Genomic DNA, 22,579 nt, shown 5'->3' with positions numbered 1-22,579 from the left:
TCACGACCCACACCGCTTCGGTCGGTCACTCAGTGTGGAGGACCATCCATCATGGCAAAGGCGCTTCTCGGTTACGTCGGCGGCAGCGACCCGCGACTCCTCGCCGAGATGCGACGGCTCCAGCAGCGCGTCCAGGATCTTGAATCCGAGCTCGGCCGGATCCAGGCCGAGAACGACGCGCTCGCGGCTGCCGCTTCTCACGATTCGCTCCTGGAGAGCATCGACGTACCCCAGGCGGAGCCCGCGCTCACCTGACCACTTCCAGCGTCGTACGTGGTCGGGCTGTACGTAACAGCCGCTTGACTCAGAGATTCGCAAGGGACGCTTCGGCGTCCCTTCTTTCTTGCGGGCCCCCGTCTCCGCGCCCCGTCATCGCAGTGCGTTCTTAACGTCTGATGTGCCCTGCACCTTCATGGGCGAAACCGTGGGTTCATGGAGTGAGACAAGGGTGCCGGGTAGAGTCCGACGGCGTGCACCTCAAGGCTCTGACCCTGCGCGGGTTCAAATCGTTCGCCTCGGCCACCACGCTGCGGTTCGAGCCGGGCATCACCTGCGTCGTGGGGCCCAACGGCTCGGGCAAGTCCAATGTCGTGGACGCGCTGAGCTGGGTCATGGGCGAGCAGGGTGCCAAGTCGCTGCGCGGCGGCAAGATGGAGGACGTCATCTTCGCGGGCACCACCGGGCGCCCGCCGCTCGGCCGCGCCGAGGTGTCGCTGACCATCGACAACTCCGACGGCGCGCTCCCCATCGAGTACGCCGAGGTCACCATCACGCGGATCATGTTCCGCAACGGCGGCAGCGAGTACCAGATCAACGGCGACACCTGCCGTCTCCTCGACATCCAGGACCTGCTCTCCGACTCCGGCATCGGCCGCGAGATGCACGTCATCGTCGGCCAGGGCCAGCTCGACGGCGTGCTGCACGCCGATCCCATGGGCCGCCGCGCCTTCATCGAGGAGGCCGCCGGCGTCCTCAAGCACCGCAAGCGCAAGGAGAAAGCGCTGCGGAAGCTGGACGCGATGCAGGCCAATCTCGCCCGCGTCCAGGACCTCACCGACGAACTCAGGCGGCAGCTCAAGCCGCTGGGCAGACAGGCGGCGGTCGCGCGCCGGGCCGCCGTCATCCAGGCGGACCTGCGCGACACGCGGCTGCGGCTGCTCGCCGACGATCTCGTACGGCTGACAGAGGCGCTCAGCGCCGAGGTCGCCGACGAGGCCGAGCTGAAGCGGCGCAAGGAGAGCGCCGAGGAGGAGCTGAAGAAGGCGCTGCTGCGCGAAGGGCACCTGGAGGACGAGGTGCGGCAGCTGACGCCGCGTCTCCAGCGGGCGCAGCAGACCTGGTACGAGCTCTCGCAGCTCGCCGAGCGGGTGCGCGGGACGATCTCGCTCGCCGACGCCCGCGTCAAGAGCGCGACGTCCGCGCCCGCCGAGGAGCGGCGCGGCCGTGATCCCGAGGACCTGGAGCGCGAGGCCGCCCGGGTGCGGGAGCAGGAGGCCGAGTTGGAGGCGGCCCTCGAAGCGGCGCAGACCGCTCTTGAGGAGACCGTGTCGCACCGGGCCGAGCTCGAGCGGGAGCTGGCGGTCGAGGAGCGCAGGCTCAAGGACGTCGCGCGGGCCATCGCCGACCGGCGCGAGGGGCTCGCCTGGCTCCAGGGGCAGGTCAACGCGGCGCGCAGCAGGGCCGCTTCCGCGCAGGCCGAGATCGACCGGCTCGCCGCCGCCCGGGACGGGGCGCAGCAGCGGGCCGCCGCCGCGCAGGAGGAGTACGAGCAGCTCAAGGCCGAGGTCGACGGGCTCGACGCGGGTGACGAGGAACTCGCGCAGCGGTACGAGAGCGCGAAGGCCGGGCTCGCCGAGGCCGAGGCCGCGCTGAGCGCCGCGCGGGAGGGGGCCACCTCCGCGGAGCGCAAGCGGGCCGCGGTCTCCGCCCGGCGCGAGGCGCTCGCGCTGGGGCTGCGGCGCAAGGACGGAACGGGCGCGCTGCTCGGGGCGAAGGAGCGGCTGAGCGGGCTGCTCGGGCCGGCCGCCGAGCTGCTTTCGGTGGCGCCGGGGTTCGAGGTGCCGGTGGCGGCGGCGTTCGGCGCCGCGGCCGATGCCGTGGCCGTGACCTCGCCGGCCTCCGCCGCCGAAGCGATTCGCCTGCTGCGCAAGCAGGACGCGGGGCGGGCCGCCCTGCTTCTGGCGACCGACGCCGAGGAAGCGCCCGACAACACGGAACCGGGCAGCCCGCCGTACGCCGCCGAACTGGTGCGCGGACCGGCCGAGTTGATGCCCGCCGTGCGGCGCCTGCTCCGCGGCATCGTCGTCGTCGGGACCCTGGAGGACGCCGAGGATCTGGTCTACGCGCGTCCTGAACTGACCGCCGTGACCGCGGAGGGCGACCTGCTGGGAGCCCACTTCGCGCAGGGCGGGTCCGCCGGGGCGCCCAGCCTCCTGGAGGTGCAGGCCTCCGTCGACGAGGCCGACGCCGAGCTGGAGCACCTGTCCGCGCAGTGCGAGGAGTTGGCCGAGGCGCAGCACGTGGCCGCCGAGCGGCGCGGCGAATGCGCGGCGCTGGTCGAGGAGTTGGGGCAGCGGCAGCGGGCCATGGAGCGGGAGCGGTCCGGGCGTGCGCAGCAGCTGGGGCGGCTCGCCGGGCAGGCGCGCGGCGCCGCGGACGAGGCCGAGCGCAGCGCCGCCGCCGCGGCCAGGGCGCAGGAGTCCCTGGAGCAGGCCGTCCAGGACGCGGAGGAGCTGGCCGAGCGGCTGCTGGTCGCCGAGGAGCAGCCCGCCGACGAGGAACCCGACACCTCCGTGCGCGACCGGCTGAACGCCGACGGGGCCAACGCCCGCCAGACCGAGATGGAGGCCCGACTTCAGGTCCGTACGCACGAGGAGCGGGTCAAGGGGCTCGCGGGCCGCGCCGACTCGCTCGACCGGGCCGCACGCGCCGAACGCGACGCACGCGCGCGTGCCGAGCGGCAGCGCGCCCGCCTGAAGTACGAGGCGGCCGTCGCCGAGGCCGTCGCGTCCGGTGCGCGGCAGTTGCTCGCGCACGTCGAGGTGTCCCTCGCGCGCGCGGACGCCGAGCGCACCCTCGCCGAACGCGCCAAGTCCGTACGGGAGCAGGAACTCGTCGCCGAGCGGGGCCGGGGCCGCGATCTCAAGGCAGAACTCGACAAGCTGACGGATTCGGTCCACCGAGGTGAGGTACTCGGTGCCGAGAAGCGGCTGCGGATCGAGCAGCTTGAGACCAAGGCGCTGGAGGAACTGGGTGTCGAACCGGCCGGGCTCGTCGCGGACTACGGTCCTGACCAGCTCGTGCCGCCCTCGCTCCCCGCCGAGGGCGAGGAACTGCCGGAGGACCCGGAGCACCCGCGCAACAAGCCCCGGCCCTTCGTCCGTGCCGAACAGGAGAAGCGGCTCAAGTCAGCCGAACGGGCGTACGCACAGCTCGGCAAGGTCAATCCGCTGGCCCTCGAGGAGTTCGCGGCGCTGGAGGAGCGCCACAAGTTCCTCAGTGAGCAGCTGGAGGACCTCAAGAAAACCCGCGCCGACCTGCTTCAAGTCGTGAAGGAGGTCGACGAGCGCGTCGAGCAGGTCTTCACCGAGGCGTACCGGGACACGGCCCGCGAGTTCGAGGGCGTCTTCAGCCGGCTCTTCCCGGGCGGCGAGGGACGGCTGATCCTGACCGATCCCGACAACATGCTCACCACGGGTGTGGACGTCGAGGCGCGGCCGCCGGGCAAGAAGGTCAAGCGGCTGAGCCTGCTCTCCGGCGGCGAGCGGTCGCTGACCGCCGTGGCGCTGCTGGTCTCCATCTTCAAGGCGCGGCCCAGCCCGTTCTATGTGATGGACGAGGTCGAGGCCGCTCTCGACGACACCAACCTTCAGCGGCTCATCCGCATCATGCAGGAGCTTCAGGAGGCCTCGCAGCTCATCGTGATCACGCACCAGAAGCGCACGATGGAGGTCGCCGACGCGTTGTACGGCGTCTCCATGCAGGGCGACGGGGTGTCGAAGGTGATCAGCCAGCGGCTGCGGTAGCACCTGTTGTGTTCAAGTCTTGAACGTGAAGTCCTGCACGTGCGCCCAAAAACTCATAGGTACCTAACTGTTGACTTCGAAACTTGAAGGCATAGTCTCTGCAACGTTGCTTTTACCTTCAGGTGGTGGGTGGCGCGAACCTGTGCGCCACTAGGAATCACTACTGAAGGGCTCGCCCCCACCCCCGGCAGTGCAGCCGGTGGCCCGAGGAGTACACGTGACCAGCACTGAGGCACCCAAATCAGGAGCCCGGGAAGCCGTGCCCGACCATCTCGGGCACGTCATCTTCATCACGGCAGCTGCCGCGATGGGTGGCTTCCTCTTCGGCTACGACAGTTCCGTGATCAACGGCGCGACTGTCGCGATCAAGGACAGGTTCGATCTCAGCGCGGACGTGCTCGGCTGGGTCACCGCCATCGCGCTGCTCGGCTGTGCGGTCGGAGCGGCCACGGCGGGCCGGCTGGCCGACCGCATCGGCCGTATCCGCGTCATGCAGATCGCGGCCGTCCTCTTCACCGTCAGCGCCGTGGGCTCCGCCCTGCCGTTCGCGGTCTGGGACCTGATGATGTGGCGCACCATCGGCGGTATCGGCATCGGCATGGCGTCGGTCATCGGCCCGGCCTACATCGCCGAGGTGGCCCCGCCCGCGTACCGCGGCCGGCTCGCCTCGTTCCAGCAGGCCGCCATCGTCATCGGCATCGCCGTCTCCCAGCTCGTCAACTGGGGCATCCTCAACATGGCCGACAGCGACCAGCGCGGGGAGATCGGCGGCCTTGAGGCCTGGCAGTGGATGCTCGGCGTCATGGTCGTCCCGGCCGTCCTGTACGGGCTGCTCTCCTTCGCGATCCCCGAGTCGCCGCGCTTCCTGATCTCGGCCGGCCGTCACACCGAGGCCAAGAAGGTCCTGACCGAGGTCGAGGGCGTCGGCGTCGACGTGGACATGCGGGTCACGGAGATCGAGGAAGGGATGCGCAGCGAGCACAAGTCCACCTTCAAGGACCTGCTCGGCGGCAAGTTCGGCTTCCTGCCGATCGTCTGGATCGGTATCGGGCTCTCGGTCTTCCAGCAGCTCGTCGGCATCAACGTGATCTTCTACTACTCGAACCAGCTGTGGCAGTCGATCGGGCAGGACCCGTCCAGCTCGTTCCTGTACTCGTTCGAGACGTCGATCGTGAACATCATCGGTACGGTCATCGCGATGATCTTCGTCGACCGCATCGGCCGCAAGCCGCTCGCGATCATCGGTTCCGCCGGTATGGCGGTCGCCCTGTTCACCTGCGCCTGGGCCTTCTCGTACAAGACCGGCTCGGGTGACACGGCCTCGCTGCCGTACGGGCAGGGTCTGACCGCGATCATCGCCGCCAACGCCTTCGTCCTCTTCTTCGCCCTCTCCTGGGGCGTGGTGGTCTGGGTGCTGCTCGGCGAGATCTTCCCGGGCCGGATCCGTGCCGCGGCGCTCGGTGTGGCGGCGGCCGCCCAGTGGCTGGCCAACTTCGCCATCACCAAGACCTTCCCCAGCATGTCGGACTGGAGCCTGAGCGGCTCGTACATCATCTACGGTGCCTTCGCCGCGCTCTCCATCCCCTTCGTCCTGAAGTTCGTGAAGGAGACCAAGGGCAAGTCCCTGGAGGAGATGGGCTGACCGCCCGTACCCTCCCCGCAGGTTCGGGGGGATGGAATCAAGACCCCGCTGCCATCTCCCCGTTGACGTCGCCGCCCTCGGCCCGGATCTTCTCCGGCCGGGGGCGGTGTCGCGTGTCCGGGTCAGGCCGTGAGCCGGGGCACCACGTTCTCGCAGAACAACCGGAGGCTGCGCCAGCCCTCGTCGAGCGGCATGCCGCCGGAGAGCGGATGCAGGACGAAGTTGTCGAGGCCCTGGGCCAGGCACTCGTCGGGGGTGAGGATCCGGTAGACGCCCTCGGCGCGCAGTTCCTCGACGGTCGTCGCGCCGGACTTCACTGCCGACTTAATGTCGCCCGACTGCCAGGACGCATAAGTGCGCGCTTCGTGCAGGAAGTGCCCGCCGTGCTCTGCCCAAGTGCGGTCCGGGTCCTCGGACAGGTGGAGCAGCGGGGTGGTCTTCGCGGGCATCATGGTCCAGCCCTCGGTGCCGTACTCCTCAAGGCGCTCCTTGTAGTACGCCTCCAGCTCGGGAAGATGCGCGCTCGGGAAGAAGGGCAGTCCGAGGCGGGCCGCCCGGCGCGCCGCCGCCTGTGAGGAGCCGCCGACCAGGAGCAGCGGATGCGGCTGGGTGAACGGGCGCGGGGTGACGCGCACCTGCCGTCCACGGAAGGTGAACTCCTCGCCGGTCCAGGCCTTGAGCAGCGTCTCCAGAAGCTCGTCCTGGAGCTTGCCGCGCCGCTTCCACTCCACGCCGAACTGGGCGTACTCCTGCGGGCGGTAGCCGATCCCGGCGACCGTCACCAGGCGCCCGCCGCTGACCAGGTCGAGCACGGCGATGTCCTCGGCGATCCGGAGCGGATCGTGCAGCGGGCCGATGATCGCGGAGACCGTGACCGCGATGCGGCGGGTGGCGCCGAAGACCGCGCCCGCGAAGGTGAACGGGGAGGGCAGCCAGTTGTTGTCGACGCCGTGGTGCTCCTCGGTCTGGATCGTGTCGACGCCGCGGTCGTCGGCGTACGAGGCCATCTCCACGGCCGCCTTGTAGCGCTCGCTCAGGGACTCCGGGGTGCCGGCGGGGTCGACCAGGTTGAACCGTACGACGGACACGGGCATAAGGAAGTCCCCCTCCACGCGGCTGGTTCGGCTCGTGTGCAGGGGGACGGTAGCTGACGGGGCGTCAGACGGCCAGGGGTGCGGTCTCCTTGGTGGGCTCGTCCGGCGCCGTGGTGGTGTCCACGGGCTTCGGGAGCGCCAGGTACAGCAGGCCGGAGACGACGATCGTGACGACCCAGCCGAGGCCGTACTCACCGATGAAGTTGTTCGTCGCGAGCGGGCCCGTGAACCAGTCGGACGACGTGAACAGCAGGCCCGCGACGAGGCCGACAGCCCAGGCGATGCAGGCCGCGGGGGAGAAGCCGCCCTTGTACCAGTAGGCGCTGGTGCGCGTGGTGTCGAGCAGGGCGGCACCGTCGTAGTGCTTGCGCGTGAGCATGTCCGCTCCGAAGACGCCGACCCACGCGGAGAAGGCGACCGCGAGCAGCGACAGGAACGCGATGAACGAGCTCATGAAGCTGGTCGCGACGAGCATCAGAACGGCGCCGAAGACCAGCGAGATCAGGGCGTTGATGGAGACGGCCCAGTGGCGCGGCACCTTGAAGCCGAGGGTCTGCGCGGTGAAGCCGGCCGAGTACATCGACATGGCGTTGATCAGCAGCATGCCGACCAGGGCGATCAGCAGGTACGGCACCGCGATCCACATCGGCAGGATCTCGCCGAGGAAGGAGACCGGGTCGGCGGCCGAGGCCAGGTCCGGGGTCGACACGGCCATGACGGCGCCCATCAGGACCATGGGCAGGACGACGATGCCGGCGCCCCCGATCGAGTTCCCGACGATGGCCTTGGCGGAGGCGGTGCGCGGCAGGTAGCGCGTGAAGTCGGGGGAGGAGGGGATCCAGCTGACGCCGCCCGCGGCGATCATGCCGATGCCCGCGACCATCAGAGACGTCGAACCCGCGTCCTGGCCGAAGACCGCGGACCAGTCGGTGTTGACGATCAGGTAGATGAGCACCAGGACCGAGAAGAGGCCGAAGAGGTACGTCGCGTACTTGTTGCACTTCTGCACGGCGTTGATGCCGAGGCCCGAGATCGCGAACGTGGTGCACACGAAGAGCAGCAGCGTGACGATCACCAGGAAGTTGTTCTGCTTGATCCCGAACAGGATGTCCAGGACGGTGAGCACGGCGTACGCGCCCGTCACCGCGTTGATCGTCTCCCAGCCCCAGCGCGCGACCCAGATCAGCGAGCCGGGCAGCAGGTTGCCGCGCTGGCCGAAGACCGCGCGCGACAGGGCCATGCCGGGGGCGCCGCCGCGCTTGCCCGCGATGCCGATCAGGCCGACGAGGCCGTACGACACGATGGGCGCCGCGATCGCGACGACGATGGCCTGCCAGAAGTTGAGCTTGTACGCCACGACGAGGCTCGCGCCCATCGTGAGCAGCAGCACGCTGATGTTCGCTGCGACCCAGGTGGGGAAGAGTTCGCGGGTCTTGGCGGTGCGCTCGGCGTCCGGGACGGGCTCGAGGCCGCGGGTCTCCAGGGTGCCTTCGGATTCGGCGGTCTTGCTCATGCGGTGGGGTTCCGTGCCTCTGTGGGGTGGGGCGGAGGATCGCGTTGGACTCTACGCGCGTTGATGCAACCTCTTCCATCGTACTTTAGTCCGAGTAATTCCCTCAAGAGACGTTTGTCCGTTGGAGGAAGGTACGAGAACCGCCTCGCCGAGGCCCCATGACTGATACTGGACGGGTTATGGAAATCGTCATCCTTGCTGTAGTCATCGCCGTGGTCGTGATCGGCGCGCTCGGCGGGCTCGTGGTCGGCAGCCGCAAGAAGAAGCAGCTGCCTCCGCCGCCGCCCTCCGCGCCCGACATCACCGCCGCCCCGCCGGCCGAGCCGCACGTCGGCGACGAGGCCGAGACCCCGCGCGACGAAGCGCGGCGCACGATCGAGGAGGTGGATCTCCCCCTCGTCGAGCCGTCGGCCTCGGCCCCGGTCGTCGTCGAGGAGCCCGTACCGGCCGCTCCCGAGGTCGAGGTACCGGAGCCGACCGCGGGCCGCCTGGTGCGGTTGCGCGCCCGGCTGTCCCGGTCGCAGAACGCGCTCGGCAAGGGGCTCCTCACGCTCCTGTCCCGCGAGCACCTCGACGAGGACACCTGGGAGGAGATCGAGGACACGCTGCTCACCGCCGACGTCGGCGTGCAGCCCACCCAGGAGCTGGTCGAGAACCTGCGCGAGCGCGTGAAGGTGCTCGGCACCCGCACGCCGGACGAGCTGCGCGCGCTGCTGCGCGAAGAGCTGCTCAAGCTGCTCGTCCCCGAGTTCGACCGCTCCGTGAAGACGGACTCGAACCTGGACACCCCGGGCATCGTGATGGTCGTCGGCGTCAACGGCACCGGCAAGACCACCACCACCGGCAAGCTGGCACGCGTCCTCGTCGCCGACGGCAAGAACGTGGTGCTGGGCGCCGCGGACACGTTCCGCGCGGCCGCCGCCGACCAGCTCCAGACCTGGGGCGACCGGGTCGGCGCGCGCACCGTGCGCGGCCCCGAGGGCGGCGACCCGGCGTCCATCGCCTTCGACGCCGTGAAGGAGGGCATCGAGGCGGGCGCCGACGTCGTGCTCATCGACACCGCGGGCCGGCTGCACACCAAGACCGGCCTGATGGACGAGCTCGGCAAGGTCAAGCGCGTCGTCGAGAAGCACGCGCCGCTCGACGAGGTGCTCCTCGTGCTGGACGCGACGACCGGGCAGAACGGCCTGGTCCAGGCGCGCGTCTTCGCCGAGGTCGTCGACATCACCGGCATCGTCCTGACGAAGCTGGACGGTACGGCCAAGGGCGGCATCGTCGTGGCCGTGCAGCGCGAACTCGGCGTGCCGGTCAAGCTCGTCGGGCTCGGCGAGGGCCCCGACGACCTGGCGCCGTTCGAGCCCGAGGCGTTCGTGGACGCGCTGATCGGGGAGTAGCCCGGCGGCCGATGCGTCGGCAGGGTGGGACGGATGCGGGGAGTTGCGGCCGGTGGGCCGCGGCTCCCCGCGCCGCGTTCTGCTCGGTGCTACGCGGTGCTACGCGGTGCTATACGCAGGCCGAGCGGTGGGCCACGTAGGCCAGCGTCCCCAACAGCAGCCGGGCCTGCGGCGGTTGGGTCGCCGTGTCCAGGCTCGGGGCGCGCAGCCAGGTCGCCGGGCCGAGGTCCCCGCGGTCCGACGGCGGTGCCGTGATGTAGGCGCCGGCGCCGAGGGCGTGCAGATCGAGCGTCGCGTCGTCCCAGCCCGTGCGGTAGAGCAGCGTGGGGAGTTCGGCGGCGGCGCCGGGCGCGACGAAGAAGTGGGCGCGGCCCTCGGGGGTGGCGATCACCGGGCCGAGGGGGAGACCCATGCGCTCCAGGCGGGTCAGGGCGCGGCGGCCGGCCGCCTCCGGGACGTCGATGACATCGAAGGCGCGGCCGACGGGGAGCAGGACCGCGGCGCCGGGGAACCGGGCCCACGCCTCGGTCACCTCGTCGAGCGTGGCGCCCGCCGGGACGAGCGCGTCCGGATCGAGCGGATGGGCGCCGGGCGCCGCGCAGTCCGCCTTCCCGCAGGAGCAGTCGGGGCCCGCGGCGCGCGCGCCGGGGACCACGTCCCAGCCCCACAGGCCGGTGTACTCCGCCACCGTCGTGCAGTCCGAAGCGCGGCCGGACGTGCGGCCGCGGCGACGTGAGCCGGAGCGCATCTCGCGGATGCCGCCGATCGTGAAGCCCATGCCCCCTCCAACGGGTCCTGCGCGCCGGTGGTTACGTTGCGGAATCGGATCGTGACCCGTTGTTCGGGGTGGTGCGCTCCGAACCGCGCGCCCCGGTGCGCACCGCTGCGCCCATTTCCGGCTGGCCTATGTCAAGTGAATCGTGTGGGACGGTTCCTGAGTTCATTCGAAGGGGTGGCGAATGGTGGCGTTTCCGGGTTCGCCCTCGCCGGAGGGGTGATCGTAGGATTACTTTCGGTGCACGAACCCTGAGGGTGCATGCACCCGTGGGTATGCCGCAGGCAAGTCGGTTTCCTGTTCGAGGAGTGACAACTGCCGGACGGGAAGGCGTAGTTGACGGCATCCTGGTAGGGCTTACGGGCAAGAGTGGCCGACAGGACTTGACGTTGAGCGTCTTAGATGGCTTCAGGGATGGGGGCGTTCCAGTGGGCGGCAGCGGCGGAAGCGTGACGAACGCTGAGAAGCGCCCGAACGAACTGCTCGGCTCGTGGTTCGTGCGCAGCGGCTGGTCGAAGGGCGAGCTCGCGCGTCAAGTGAACCGCCGGGCACGGCAGTTGGGTGCGAACCACATCTCGACCGACACCTCCCGGGTGCGGCGCTGGCTCGACGGGGAGAACCCGCGCGAGCCGATCCCCAGAATCCTCAGCGAGCTGTTCTCCGAGCGGTTCGGCTGTGTCGTCGCCGTCGAGGACCTCGGGCTGCGCGCCGCGCACCAGGCCCCCTCGGTGTCCGGCGTCGACCTCCCCTGGACCGGTCCGCAGACCGTGGCGCTCATCGGCGAGTTCTCGCGCAGCGACCTGATGCTGGCGCGCCGCGGCTTCCTCGGCAGCTCCCTGGCGCTCGCCGCCGGGCCCTCGCTCATCGAGCCGATGCAGCGCTGGCTGGTGCCGACGCCCGGCGCGGCTGCGGCCAGGACCGAGGCGGAGTCCGCCGCGCAGCGCCGCGGGAACCGGCTGTCCAAGCCGGAGTTGGACCTCCTGGAGTCCACCACCGTCATGTTCCGCCAGTGGGACGCGCAGTGCGGCGGCGGCCTGCGCCGCAAGGCGGTCGTCGGCCAGCTGCACGAGGTCACCGACCTCCTTCAGGAGCCGCAGCCCGAGGAGACGACCAAGCGCCTGTTCAAGGTCGCGGCCGAACTCGCCGAGCTGGCCGGGTGGATGAGTTACGACGTGGGTCTCCAGCCCACCGCCCAGAAGTACTTCGTGCTCGCCCTGCACGCCGCCAAGGAAGCGGGCGACAAGCCGCTCGGCTCGTACGTCCTGTCCAGCATGAGCCGGCAGATGATCCACCTCGGCCGCCCCGAGGACGCCCTGGAGCTCATCCACCTCGCCCAGTACGGCAGTCGCGACTGCGCCAGTCCCCGTACCCAGTCGATGCTGTACGCGATGGAGGCCCGCGCGTACGCGAACATGGGGCAGCCCGGCAAGTGCAAGCGGGCCGTGCGGATGGCCGAGGACACCTTCACCGACGCCGACGACTGGGACGAGCCGGACCCCGACTGGATCCGTTTCTTCTCCGAGGCCGAACTGCACGGCGAGAACAGCCACTCGTTCCGCGACCTCGCCTACGTGGCGGGCCGCAGCCCCACGTACGCGTCGATGGCCGAGCCGGTCATGCAGCGGGCCGTCGAGCTGTTCTCCAAGGACGCGGAGCACCAGCGTTCGTACGCACTCAACCTGATCGGCATGGCCACGGTGCACCTCCTCCAGAAGGAGCCGGTGCAGTCCACCGTCCTCGCGGAGCAGGCCCTCCAGATCGCCAGGAAGGTGCGCTCGGAGCGGGTCAACACCCGTATCCGCAAGACCGTCGACACCGCCGTCCGGGACTTCGGGGACGTGGCCGAGGTCATCCAGCTGACCGACCAGCTCGCGGCCCAACTGCCCGAGACCGCCGAAGCGGCGGTCTGACACCCCCTGAACGCCGGCCGCGGCCGGCCGTCCCGAAACAGCCCGACTCGGCTCCCCCATTGCCAGGTCATCGCGGACGGCGGACGCGGCCGGTGCCGTGCGCGGCTGTATGCGGTCCGTGGCCGGGACATCCGGTGGGCGGGGGCCCGCGGGAATGCCGGGAACATCGCCGACGAGGGTTCCCGGGGACGGCCCGACGACAGGGACACAGGACGCGGACGACACGGCGTTTCACGCCGTCGTAACGCCACGGGCACCTTCGTCACTGCGGCGAAACATCCCTGCGCGCCGCGCGAAACGGTTTTGCGCCAATCTCCTCAGCACAGTGAGGCCCGCGTCATTCGTGGCATCCGCACGGGCCGTCCCCGACTCCACTGAGGTGAGCCAGCTTTGAATGGCGCAGATACCGGATTCGTTTTGATCAGTGCCGCGCTCGTCATGCTGATGACGCCCGGCCTGGCACTCTTCTACGGCGGCATGGTGCGGACCAAGAGCGTCCTCAACATGCTGATGATGTCGTTCATCTCGCTGGGCATCGTGACGATCCTGTGGGTGCTCTACGGCCACTCGATCGCCTTCAGCGGCGACGTCGGCGGCTTCATGGGCAACTTCGACATGATCGGCATGAAGGGGGTGAAGCCCGACTCCCTGATGGAGAACTTCGCCGGTGAGAAGATCCCCGTTCTCGCCTTCTCCCTCTTCCAGATGCTGTTCGCGGTGATCACCGCCGCCCTGATGAGCGGTGCCCTCGCCGACCGCGTCAAGTTCAGCTCGTGGATGGTCTTCATCGCGCTCTGGGTGACGGTCGTCTACTTCCCCGTCGCGCACTGGGTGTGGGGCGGCGGCTGGCTCGCCAAGCTCGACCCGGCCGTGATCGACTTCGCCGGCGGTACCGCGGTCCACATCAACGCCGGTGTCGGCGCCCTCGCCGCCGTCCTGGTCGTCGGCAAGCGGGTCGGCTTCAAGAAGGACCCGATGCGGCCGCACAACCTGCCGCTCGTCCTGCTGGGCACCGCCCTGCTGTGGTTCGGCTGGTTCGGCTTCAACGCCGGCTCGGAGCTGGGCGTTGACGGCACGACGGCCACGATGGCCCTGAACACGCAGGTCGCCACCGGCGCCGCCATGCTCGGCTGGCTCGCCTACGAGCGCATCCGCCACGGCGCGTTCACCACGCTCGGCGCCTGCTCCGGCGCCGTCGCCGGCCTCGTCGCGATCACCCCCTCCGGCGGCAACGTCAACGTCTTCGGCGCCATGCTCATCGGTGTCGTGGCCGGGGCGGTCTGCTCCTGGGCCGTCAGCCTCAAGTTCAAGCTCGGCTTCGACGACTCCCTCGACGTCGTCGGCGTCCACCTCGTCGGCGGCATCCTCGGCACCCTGATGGTCGGCTTCCTGGCGATCAACGGCACGGGCGGCCTCGACCAGTTCATCTCCCAGCTCACCGGTGCCGGAGCGGTGATCGGCTACACCTTCGTGGTGACCCTGATCCTCGCCTTCGCGATCCAGAAGACCATCGGCTTCCGCGCGACGGAGGACGACGAGGTCAGCGGCATCGACCAGGCGCAGCACGCCGAGACCGGTTACGACTTCAGCGGTGTGGGCTCCAGCGGATCTTCTGTGTCCGCGACCGTCCCCGCCACGCCCGCACAGTCCAAGAAGGTAGACGCATGAAGCTGATCACCGCGGTCGTCAAGCCGCACCGGCTCGACGAGATCAAGGAAGCCCTCCAGGCCTTCGGAGTCCAGGGCCTGACCGTGACCGAGGCCAGCGGCTACGGCCGCCAGCGCGGCCACACCGAGGTCTACCGTGGGGCCGAGTACACCGTCGACCTGGTGCCGAAGATCCGTATCGAGGTCCTGGTCGAGGACGACGACGCCGAGCAGCTCGTCGATGTCGTCGTGAAGGCCGCACGGACCGGCAAGATCGGGGACGGCAAGGTCTGGGCGGTCCCCGTCGAGACGGCCGTACGGGTCCGGACCGGCGAGCGCGGTCCGGACGCGCTGTAACCGATTCGACCAACCGAACGGGAGTCGCTGGGTGACGAGTGTGAACGACGTACGGACCGATCAGGCGGACGACGACAACCCTGCACCCAGCGGCTATGCGGCGGCCCGGCTGCGCCTCCTCCAGGGGGAGGCGCAGTCCGGGCCGCCGCGCCGTGCGGCCCTCGCGGAGCTGACCGACGACTGGCTCACCGAACTGTTCGGCAGCGGCGTGCCGGGGGTCTCGCTCGTGGCGGTCGGCGGGTACGGGCGCGGTGAACTCTCCCCGCGCAGCGACCTCGACCTGCTCCTCCTTCACGACGGCACGGCGGAGCCCGGCGCCATCGCCGCCCTCGCCGACCGCATCTGGTACCCGGTCTGGGACCTCGGCCTCGCCCTCGACCACTCCGTGCGGACGCCCGCGGAGGCGCGCAAGACGGCGGGCGACGACCTCAAGGTGCAGTTGGGCCTGCTCGACGCCCGGCACCTCGCCGGCGACCTCGGCCTCACCGCCGGGCTGCGCACCGCCGTCCTCGCCGACTGGCGCAACCAGGCGCCCAAGCGGCTGCCCGAACTGCGCGAGCTCTGCGAGGAGCGCGCCGAGCGCCAGGGCGAGCTGCAATATCTCCTGGAGCCCGATCTGAAGGAGGCCAGGGGCGGCCTCAGGGACGCCACCGCGCTGCGGGCCGTCGCCGCGTCCTGGCTCGCCGACGCGCCGCGCGAGGGACTCGCGGACGCCCGCCGCCGCCTGCTCGACGTCCGGGACGCCCTCCACCTGACGACGGGCCGCGCCACCGACCGCCTCGCTCTCCAGGAGCAGGATCAAGTTGCCGCGGAACTCGGCCTGTTGGACGCCGACACCCTGCTGCGTCAGGTCTACGAGGCCGCGCGCACGGTGTCGTACGCGAGCGACGTGACCTGGCGCGAGGTGGGCCGGGTCCTCAAGTCCCGCTCGGTACGGCCCCGGCTGCGCGCCATGCTGAGCGGCGGGAAGTCCGCCCCGGTGGAGCGCTCGCCGCTCGCCGAGGGCGTCGTCGAGATGGACGGCGAGGTGGTGCTCGCCCGCGCCGCCAAGCCCGACCGCGACCCGGTGCTCCCGCTGCGCGCCGCCGCCGCTGCCGCTCAGGCCGGGCTGCCGCTGTCGCTGCACGCGGTGCGCCGGATGGCGGCCGCCGCCCGGCCGCTGCCCGCGCCGTGGCCCGCCGAGGCCCGCGAACAGCTGGTCACGCTGCTCGGCGCGGGCCGCCCCACCGTCGAGGTGTGGGAGGCGCTGGAGGCCGAGGGGCTGATCACCCGGCTGCTGCCCGACTGGGAGCGGGTGCGGTGCCGGCCGCAGCGCAACGCCGTGCACACCTGGACCGTCGACCGGCACCTCGTCGAGACCGCGGTGTGCGCCTCGGAACTCACCCGCCGCGTCGGGCGCCCCGACCTGCTCCTCGTGGCGGCGCTGCTGCACGACATCGGCAAGGGGTGGCCGGGGGACCACTCCGTCGCCGGCGAGATCATCGCGCGGGACGTCGCGGCACGGATCGGCTTCGACCGCGCCGACGTCGCCGTCCTCGCCTCGCTCGTACGCCACCACCTGCTGCTCATCGAGACCGCCACGCGCCGCGACCTGGAGGACCCGGCGACGGTCCGTGCCGTCGCGGACGCGGTCGGCTCGACCGGCACGCTGGAACTGCTGCACGCGCTGACCGAGGCGGACGCGCTCGCCACCGGGCCCGCCGCCTGGTCGAACTGGCGGGGATCGCTCGTCGCCGACTTGGTCAAGCGGGTCGCCGCGGTGCTCGCGGGCGACGAGCCCGTCGACCCGGACGCCGCGGATCCCACCGCCGAGCAGGAGCGGCTCGCCGTCGAGGCGTTCCGCACCGGCGGGCCCGTGCTCGCGCTGCGGGCGCAGACGGAAGGGGCGGTGTCCTCTTCCGGGGCCACCGGTTCCGCGTCGGGCTCCGCAGCGCAGGAAGGCCCGGCCACCGTCGAACCGGAGCCGCTGGGCGTCGAGCTGCTGATCGCCGTACCCGACCAGGCCGGGGTGCTGCCCGCCGTCGCCGGTGTCCTCGCCATGCACCGCCTGACCGTCCGCACCGCGGAACTGCGCGCCCTGTCCCTGCCGGAGGAGTGGGGCGAGGACGGCTCGGTCCTCCTGCTCAACTGGCGGGTCGCGGCCGAGTACGGTTCGCTGCCGCAGGCCGCCCGGTTGCGCGCCGATCTCGTACGGGCCCTCGACGGCAGCCTCGACATCGCCGCCCGGCTCGCCGAGCGGGACGCCGCGTACCCGCGCAGGCGGGGCGTGGTGGCGCCGCCGCCCCGGGTGACGCTCGCGTCCGCCGGGTCCCGGCTCGCGACGGTCATCGAGGTCCGCGCCCAGGACGCCCCGGGCCTGCTGCACCGGATCGGCCGGGCCCTGGAGACCGCCGACGTCCGCGTGCGCTCGGCGCACGTCTCGACGCTGGGCTCCAACGCCGTCGACGCGTTCTACGTCACCGGGCCCGAGGGAGCGCCGCTGCCCGCGGCGGAGGCTACGTCGGTCGCCCGGTCCCTGGAGAAGGCGTTGCAGCCGGCCCAGGACGCCGCCCTCCGGCCCCGCTGACGTCCCTCCGGGCAGGTCGGCGGGACCGGGCCGCTGACCCAATGCGCCGCGCCCGATACCCTGGAGGGCGACCTGTCCGTAGAGCCACCCGACCCGAGGATTCGCGACCGCCGTGTTCGACACTCTCTCCGATCGCCTCGCAGCGACATTCAAGAACCTCCGCGGCAAGGGGCGCCTCAGTGAGGCGGACATCGATGCCACGGCCCGCGAGATCCGGATCGCCCTCCTTGAAGCCGACGTGGCGCTGCCCGTCGTCCGTGCGTTCATCAAGCAGGTCAAGGAGCGCGCGGCCGGTGCCGAGGTCTCCCAGGCACTGAACCCCGCCCAGCAGGTCATCAAGATCGTCAACGAGGAGCTCATCGGCATCCTCGGCGGCGAGACCCGCCGCCTGCGCTTCGCCAAGACCGGCCCGACCGTGATCATGCTCGCGGGTCTGCAGGGTGCCGGTAAGACGACCCTCGCCGGAAAGCTCGGCAGCTGGCTCAAGGGCCAGGGGCACTCGCCGCTGCTCGTGGCCTGTGACCTCCAGCGTCCGAACGCCGTGAACCAGCTGTCCGTCGTCGCCGAGCGCGCCGGCGTGGGCATCTACGCCCCGCAGCCGGGCAACGGCGTGGGCGACCCGGTCCAGGTCGCCAAGGACTCCATCGAGTACGCCAAGTCCAAGGTCTACGACGTCGTCATCGTCGACACCGCGGGCCGCCTCGGTATCGACCAGGAACTGATGCAGCAGGCCGCGGACATCCGCGACGCGGTCAGCCCCGACGAGGTCCTCTTCGTCGTCGACGCCATGATCGGTCAGGACGCGGTCAACACGGCCGAGGCCTTCCGTGACGGCGTCGGCTTCGACGGTGTCGTGCTCTCCAAGCTCGACGGTGACGCCCGTGGTGGTGCCGCCCTGTCGATCGCGCACGTCACCGGTCGCCAGATCATGTTCGCCTCGAACGGCGAGAAGCTGGACGACTTCGACGCGTTCCACCCGGACCGCATGGCGTCCCGCATCCTCGGCATGGGCGACATGCTCACGCTGATCGAGAAGGCCGAGCAGACCTTCTCGCAGCAAGAGGCCGAGAAGATGGCCTCGAAGCTGGCCTCCAAGAAGGGCCAGGACTTCACGCTCGACGACTTCCTGGCGCAGATGGAGCAGGTCAGGAAGATGGGCTCCATCTCCAAGCTGCTCGGCATGCTGCCGGGGATGGGCCAGATCAAGGACCAGATCAACAACCTCGACGAGCGCGACGTCGACCGCACCGCGGCCATCATCAAGTCGATGACCCCCGCCGAGCGCGCCGACGCCACGATCATCAACGGCTCGCGCCGTGCCCGTATCGCCAAGGGTTCCGGCGTCGAGGTCAGCGCCGTCAAGAACCTGGTCGAGCGGTTCTTCGAGGCCCGCAAGATGATGTCCCGCATGGCACAGGGCGGCGGCATGCCGGGGATGCCCGGGATGCCGGGCATGGGCGGTGGCCCGGGCCGGCAGAAGAAGCAGCCGAAGAAGGCCAAGGGCAAGCAGCGCTCCGGCAACCCGATGAAGCGCAAGCAGCAGGAGCAGGAGGAGGCGGCCCGCCGCGCGGCCGCCGCCGAGGCGGGTGGCGCGCTCGGTCTGCCCGGCGCCGGGCCGGAGGCCGCCAAGGACTTCGAACTCCCCGACGAGTTCAAGAAGTTCATGGGCTGACAAGCCGACCTGCCGTCGTACTGACCGCTCCGTCGTACAGACCGGCTCCGTCGTACTGACCGGCCTTCGCGGGCCGGTCAGTACGACGGGACTCTTTCGCCTCGCACCACCTCGGCCTGCACGCGCGTGACCCGGCCCGGATCGAGGACGCCCCGCGCCGCGGACAGTGCCTCCGCGCCCTCGGTCCTGCCGATCAGCGCCGCACTGGAGGCGCGCGGCTCCAGATCGCGCGTGACCTCCTCACCCAGCGGGAGCACCTCTACGCCGGGCAGGTGCTGCGCCTCGTCCAGGCTCCACACGGTGGCATCGGCCCGCCTCTGCGCGAGCAGCTCGCGCACTCCCATGGACGACGACTCCACCCACCGGATGTCGTCGCGGCCCGCGAAGGCCCGCTCGGCCAGCAGGCGCTGGTCCAGCGACGCGTGGTCCACAGCGACGCGCAGCCCAGGCGTGTCGAGCGCGGCCCCTTCATGCAGCAGACAGCCGTACGCGCCTACGTAGGTGGCCGGTCCGAGATCGGCCACGAGGCTCAGCCGCCCCTTGTGCCGCTCGATCAGCCGGTCCGCCGCGAGCCGCGAGAGCACCACCAGGTCGACTCCGCCTTCAAGGAGAGCCGCGCAGCGAGCGCCCGCGCCGCGCATGTAGGTGGGGGAAAAAGGTGTACCGGCCGCTTCGAAGGCGGCACGCAAGCCGCTGGCGATGCCCTCGAAGCGGCGTGAGTGGGGGAGCGGCAGCGCGCACCGCAGGGTGCCGAGGCCGGACAGGCGCCACAGTATGGCGCGGTCGGAGGCGATCAGGAAGGTGCCGAGGTGGCCGCGCGCGGCGGTCTCGATGGCGCCCGACTCCTCCAGGAGGCGCAGAGCGGCCTGCACGGTTCCGTTCCCGCAGCCCAGTTCTTCGGCGAAGTCCTTCACACGGGGCAGGCGCGCTTGCGGCTCGTGCCCCATGAGGAGGACCGCGAGCCGGCGGGCCGCCAGGCCGTTGCGCGTCAGGAAGCGATCGTCGACACCGTTCACGAACAAGACAGTAACCAGGTTTCTGGATACTGGCACGGGTTCGGGATCTGTGCGGTCATGGGCCCAAGGCTCAGGCCCCGGTGGCGGTGGCCGAAGCGGTAGGCGGCAGGAGGAGAGACAGGCGTGGCGAACCCCGTACCCCCGCGTGACCGCACGGATCAGCCCTGGCGTTCCGAGGGCGCGCCTCCCCCACCGCCCCCGCAGTCGCCCAAGCGCAAGATGCCCGGCGGCTGGGGCAGCCTCATTCTGACGGCCCTGATCGTCTACCTGATCGCGAACCTCGTGCTCTCGTTCTTCAACGAGGGCGACGAGGCGACGATCTCGTACACCGAGTTCAGCAAGCAGGTCGCGAACGACAACGTCACCAAGATCTACTCCAAGGGCGACGCGATCCAGGGGCAGCTCAAGAAGGAGCAGCCCACCCCGGACGGCAGCGACAGCGGCAAGAAGAACTACACGAAGTTCACGACCCAGAGGCCGTCGTTCGCCGACGACGACCTGTGGGCGAACCTGGAGAAGCACGACGTCATCGTCACGGCCGAGCCGGTCGTCCAGGAGCGCAGCTTCCTGTCCAACCTCCTCATCTCGCTCGCCCCGATGCTGCTCCTCGTCGTTCTGTGGATCTTCATCGCGCGGCGCATGAGCCAGGGCATGGGCGGCGGCGCGGGCGGCATGCTGGGGCGCAAACAGCCGCCCAAGCCGGTCGAGTTGGAGCCGGGCAAGAAGCGCACCACCTTCGAGGACGTCGCCGGCATCGACGAGGTCGAGGGCGAGCTCAACGACGTCGTCGACTTCCTCAAGAACCCCGACGCGTACCGCGCGATGGGCGCCAAGATGCCGCGCGGCGTGCTGCTCGCGGGGCCGCCCGGAACCGGTAAGACGCTGCTCGCGCGCGCGGTGGCCGGTGAGGCCGGCGTGCCGTTCTTCTCGGCCTCCGCCTCGGAGTTCATCGAGATGATCGTCGGCGTCGGCGCCTCCCGGGTCCGCGAACTCTTCGCCGAGGCCCGCAAGGTCGCCCCGTCGATCATCTTCATCGACGAGATCGACACGATCGGCCGCGCGCGCGGCGGCGGCAGCGGCATGGGCGGCCACGACGAGCGCGAGCAGACCCTGAACCAGATCCTCACCGAGATGGACGGCTTCACCGGCTCCGAGGGCGTCATCGTCATCGCCGCCACCAACCGCGCGGACGTCCTCGACCCGGCCCTGACCCGGCCGGGCCGCTTCGACCGCATCGTCAACGTCTCGCCGCCCGACCGCGGCGGCCGCGAGTCCATCCTCAAGATCCACACCCGCGACATCCCGATGGCGGCCGACGTCGACCTCGCCCAGGTGGCCCGTACGACGCCGGGCATGACCGGCGCCGAACTCGCCAACCTCACCAACGAGGCCGCCCTCCTCGCGGTCAAGCGCCAGCAGAAGCAGGTCACCCAGACCGACCTCTCCGAAGCGCTGGAGAAGGTCCAACTGGGCGCCGAACGGCCCCTGGTGATGCCCGACGAGGAGCGCCGCCGCACCGCGTACCACGAGAGCGGCCACGCCCTTCTGGGCATGCTCCAGCCCGGCGCCGACCCTGTCCGCAAGATCACCATCGTGCCGCGCGGCCGGGCACTCGGCGTGACCCTGTCCACGCCGGACGCCGACAAGTACGCGTACACCGAGGAGTACTTGCGCGGGCGCATCATCGGCGCGCTGGGAGGCATGGCGGCCGAGCAGGTCGTCTACGGCGTCATCACCACCGGTGCCGAGAACGACCTGGAGCAGGTCACCAACCTCGCCCGCGGCATGGTCGCCCGCTGGGGCATGAGCGAGAAGGTCGGCCGTCTCTCCGCCCTCCCGAACGACGCGCAGCAGGCCTACGGTCTGTCCGCCGCACCCGAGACGCTCGACACGATCGACGGCGAGATGCGGCGCATCGTGGACGAGTGCTACGAGGAGGCGTGCCAGAAGCTGCGCGACAACCGCGACAAGCTGGACGCGCTGGCCGCGGCGCTTCTTGAGAACGAGACCCTGGAGGAGGCGGACGCGTACCGGATCGCCGGAGTCACCCGCCTCACCAAGGAGTAGGCATTCACGCGGTACGGGCGATCAGGTACCGGAAGACGTTGGGCATCCACACGGTTCCGTCGGCCCGTACGTAGGGCTGGAGCGCCTCGGTGACCTCCTTGTCCACCTGAGCCAGATCCGTCGCTCCCACCGCCGCGTCGAACAACCTGGTCGACAGCAGACCGCGGACCGCGCTCTCCGCGTCGGCGTACCCGAAGGGGCACGCCACGCGCCCGGACCCGTCGGGCCGCAGCCCCGCCCGGTGGGCCACCTCTTCCAGGTCGTCGCGGAGCGCCGGACGCCAACTGCCCGTACTGCGCAGCGGATCGGCGAGCTTGGTGGCCACACGCAGGACCGACGACGTGGTGCAGCGCTCGGGCGGACCCCACCCGACGAGCACCACAGGAGTGCCCCGCCGCGCCATCGGCGCCGCGCTCTCCAGGAGCGCCGAGAGCCCCTCCGAGTCCCCGGCCGTGCAGCCGATCGGCTGGAAGGCGGTGATCAGGTTGAACGGCGCCTGCCCGGATTCGGCGACGGCGATGTCGTGCTCGCTGCCGTCCGTCAGGCGCGTCCCACCGCGCCCGCGCCCCTCCCACGCGCCGGGGAGCAGCCGCTGCCTGGCCAGGGCGAGCCGCTCCGGCTCGGCGGACTCCACGCCCGTCACGGACGCGCCGCGCGACGCCGCCATGAGGAGCGCGAGCCCCGAACCGCAGCCGAGTCCGAGGAGCCGTGTCCCGGGACCCACCTCGAGCCGTTCGTACACCGCTTCGTAGACAGGAACCAGCATCCGCTCCTGGATCTCTGCCCAGTCACGCGCGCGTGCGCACAGGTCCGCGCGCGGCAGGGGAGCCGCGTGGGGAAGGTGCCGCTGCACGAGCGTAGGTGTCATCGAAAGTGCCCCAATCCGCCGAGAGATGCCGAGA

General features: G+C 70.7%; 15 protein-coding genes. 10 read left to right on the top strand and 5 right to left on the bottom strand.

Annotated elements, in window-relative coordinates; translation table 11 throughout:
- Window positions 1-51 precede the first annotated feature (51 nt).
- From AB0L37_RS25800 to AB0L37_RS25790, 3 genes are all read left to right on the top strand, one after another.
- Window positions 52-255, top strand: coding sequence for a hypothetical protein (locus tag AB0L37_RS25800; RefSeq protein ID WP_018531075.1), 204 nt, complete (start codon window positions 52-54; stop codon window positions 253-255).
- 215 nt (window positions 256-470) lie between these two features.
- Complete coding sequence (gene smc, locus AB0L37_RS25795; protein ID WP_365509928.1) at window positions 471-4,025, top strand: chromosome segregation protein SMC; 3,555 nt, start codon at window positions 471-473, stop codon at window positions 4,023-4,025.
- 217 nt (window positions 4,026-4,242) lie between these two features.
- Window positions 4,243-5,667: a sugar porter family MFS transporter gene (locus AB0L37_RS25790; protein WP_365509925.1), complete on the top strand. Its 1,425-nt coding sequence runs from the start codon at window positions 4,243-4,245 to the stop codon at window positions 5,665-5,667.
- A 122-nt stretch (window positions 5,668-5,789) separates the two neighbouring features.
- On the opposite strand, the gene AB0L37_RS25785 is transcribed toward AB0L37_RS25790, so the two are convergent.
- Together AB0L37_RS25785 and AB0L37_RS25780 are read right to left on the bottom strand one after the other, a co-directional pair.
- Window positions 5,790-6,761: an LLM class flavin-dependent oxidoreductase gene (locus AB0L37_RS25785; RefSeq protein WP_365509922.1), complete on the bottom strand. Its 972-nt coding sequence runs from the start codon at window positions 6,759-6,761 to the stop codon at window positions 5,790-5,792.
- Window positions 6,762-6,825: 64 nt separating this feature from the next.
- A complete protein-coding gene (locus AB0L37_RS25780; RefSeq protein WP_365509919.1) occupies window positions 6,826-8,274 on the bottom strand; it encodes a cytosine permease in 1,449 nt (482 codons plus the stop codon).
- A gap of 179 nt (window positions 8,275-8,453) precedes the next feature.
- On the opposite strand from AB0L37_RS25780, the gene ftsY reads away from it, so the two are divergent.
- A complete protein-coding gene (ftsY, locus tag AB0L37_RS25775; protein ID WP_365509917.1) occupies window positions 8,454-9,668 on the top strand; it encodes a signal recognition particle-docking protein FtsY in 1,215 nt (404 codons plus the stop codon).
- Window positions 9,669-9,777: 109 nt separating this feature from the next.
- Here the strand turns inward: ftsY and AB0L37_RS25770 are convergent, their stop codons facing one another.
- Window positions 9,778-10,446: a bifunctional DNA primase/polymerase gene (locus AB0L37_RS25770; protein WP_365509915.1), complete on the bottom strand. Its 669-nt coding sequence runs from the start codon at window positions 10,444-10,446 to the stop codon at window positions 9,778-9,780.
- 425 nt (window positions 10,447-10,871) lie between these two features.
- Here AB0L37_RS25770 and AB0L37_RS25765 point away from each other — a divergent pair, with 425 nt between their 5' ends.
- From AB0L37_RS25765 to ffh, 5 genes are all read left to right on the top strand, one after another.
- Window positions 10,872-12,353 carry a hypothetical protein gene (locus AB0L37_RS25765; protein ID WP_365509912.1) on the top strand — a complete coding sequence of 494 codons (1,482 nt, stop codon included), beginning with the start codon at window positions 10,872-10,874 and terminating at the stop codon, window positions 12,351-12,353.
- A 390-nt stretch (window positions 12,354-12,743) separates the two neighbouring features.
- Window positions 12,744-14,021 (top strand): ammonium transporter, encoded by a 1,278-nt coding sequence (locus AB0L37_RS25760; protein ID WP_365509910.1) that lies wholly within the window; start codon window positions 12,744-12,746, stop codon window positions 14,019-14,021.
- Window positions 14,018-14,356, top strand: coding sequence for a P-II family nitrogen regulator (locus tag AB0L37_RS25755; protein ID WP_127829950.1), 339 nt, complete (start codon window positions 14,018-14,020; stop codon window positions 14,354-14,356). Before AB0L37_RS25760 ends, AB0L37_RS25755 begins: the two co-directional genes overlap by 4 nt.
- Before the next feature lie 31 nt (window positions 14,357-14,387).
- Entirely contained in the window at window positions 14,388-16,922 is a 2,535-nt protein-coding gene (locus AB0L37_RS25750; RefSeq protein ID WP_365509906.1) for a [protein-PII] uridylyltransferase, read from the top strand.
- A 112-nt stretch (window positions 16,923-17,034) separates the two neighbouring features.
- A complete protein-coding gene (ffh, locus tag AB0L37_RS25745; RefSeq protein WP_365509903.1) occupies window positions 17,035-18,594 on the top strand; it encodes a signal recognition particle protein in 1,560 nt (519 codons plus the stop codon).
- A 77-nt stretch (window positions 18,595-18,671) separates the two neighbouring features.
- On the opposite strand, the gene yhfZ is transcribed toward ffh, so the two are convergent.
- Complete coding sequence (gene yhfZ, locus AB0L37_RS25740) at window positions 18,672-19,610, bottom strand: GntR family transcriptional regulator YhfZ (RefSeq protein ID WP_365509901.1); 939 nt, start codon at window positions 19,608-19,610, stop codon at window positions 18,672-18,674.
- 123 nt (window positions 19,611-19,733) lie between these two features.
- On the opposite strand from yhfZ, the gene ftsH reads away from it, so the two are divergent.
- On the top strand, window positions 19,734-21,677 hold the full coding sequence (ftsH, locus tag AB0L37_RS25735) for an ATP-dependent zinc metalloprotease FtsH (protein ID WP_365509898.1): 1,944 nt from the start codon (window positions 19,734-19,736) through the stop codon (window positions 21,675-21,677).
- 4 nt (window positions 21,678-21,681) lie between these two features.
- On the opposite strand, the gene AB0L37_RS25730 is transcribed toward ftsH, so the two are convergent.
- Window positions 21,682-22,545, bottom strand: coding sequence for an SAM-dependent methyltransferase (locus tag AB0L37_RS25730; RefSeq protein ID WP_365509895.1), 864 nt, complete (start codon window positions 22,543-22,545; stop codon window positions 21,682-21,684).
- Window positions 22,546-22,579: the final 34 nt, after the last annotated feature.

The sequence above is a fragment of the Streptomyces sp. NPDC052225 genome (genome assembly GCF_040679615.1).
GTDB lineage: Bacteria > Actinomycetota > Actinomycetes > Streptomycetales > Streptomycetaceae > Streptomyces.
Note: the sequence above shows the minus strand (reverse complement) of the source record. Positions and strands in the feature narration are given on the sequence as shown.

What these genes read in the sequence shown, in the direction of transcription:
- AB0L37_RS25755 (WP_127829950.1), top strand. Translation starts at nt 14,018, where the DNA reads ATGAAGCTGATCACCGCGGTCGTCAAGCCGCACCGGCTCGACGAGATC.
- AB0L37_RS25780 (WP_365509919.1), bottom strand. Translation starts at nt 8,274, where the DNA reads ATGAGCAAGACCGCCGAATCCGAAGGCACCCTGGAGACCCGCGGCCTC.
- AB0L37_RS25785 (WP_365509922.1), bottom strand. Translation starts at nt 6,761, where the DNA reads ATGCCCGTGTCCGTCGTACGGTTCAACCTGGTCGACCCCGCCGGCACC.
- AB0L37_RS25730 (WP_365509895.1), bottom strand. Translation starts at nt 22,545, where the DNA reads ATGACACCTACGCTCGTGCAGCGGCACCTTCCCCACGCGGCTCCCCTG.
- AB0L37_RS25770 (WP_365509915.1), bottom strand. Translation starts at nt 10,446, where the DNA reads ATGGGCTTCACGATCGGCGGCATCCGCGAGATGCGCTCCGGCTCACGT.
- AB0L37_RS25800 (WP_018531075.1), top strand. Translation starts at nt 52, where the DNA reads ATGGCAAAGGCGCTTCTCGGTTACGTCGGCGGCAGCGACCCGCGACTC.
- ftsY (WP_365509917.1), top strand. Translation starts at nt 8,454, where the DNA reads ATGGAAATCGTCATCCTTGCTGTAGTCATCGCCGTGGTCGTGATCGGC.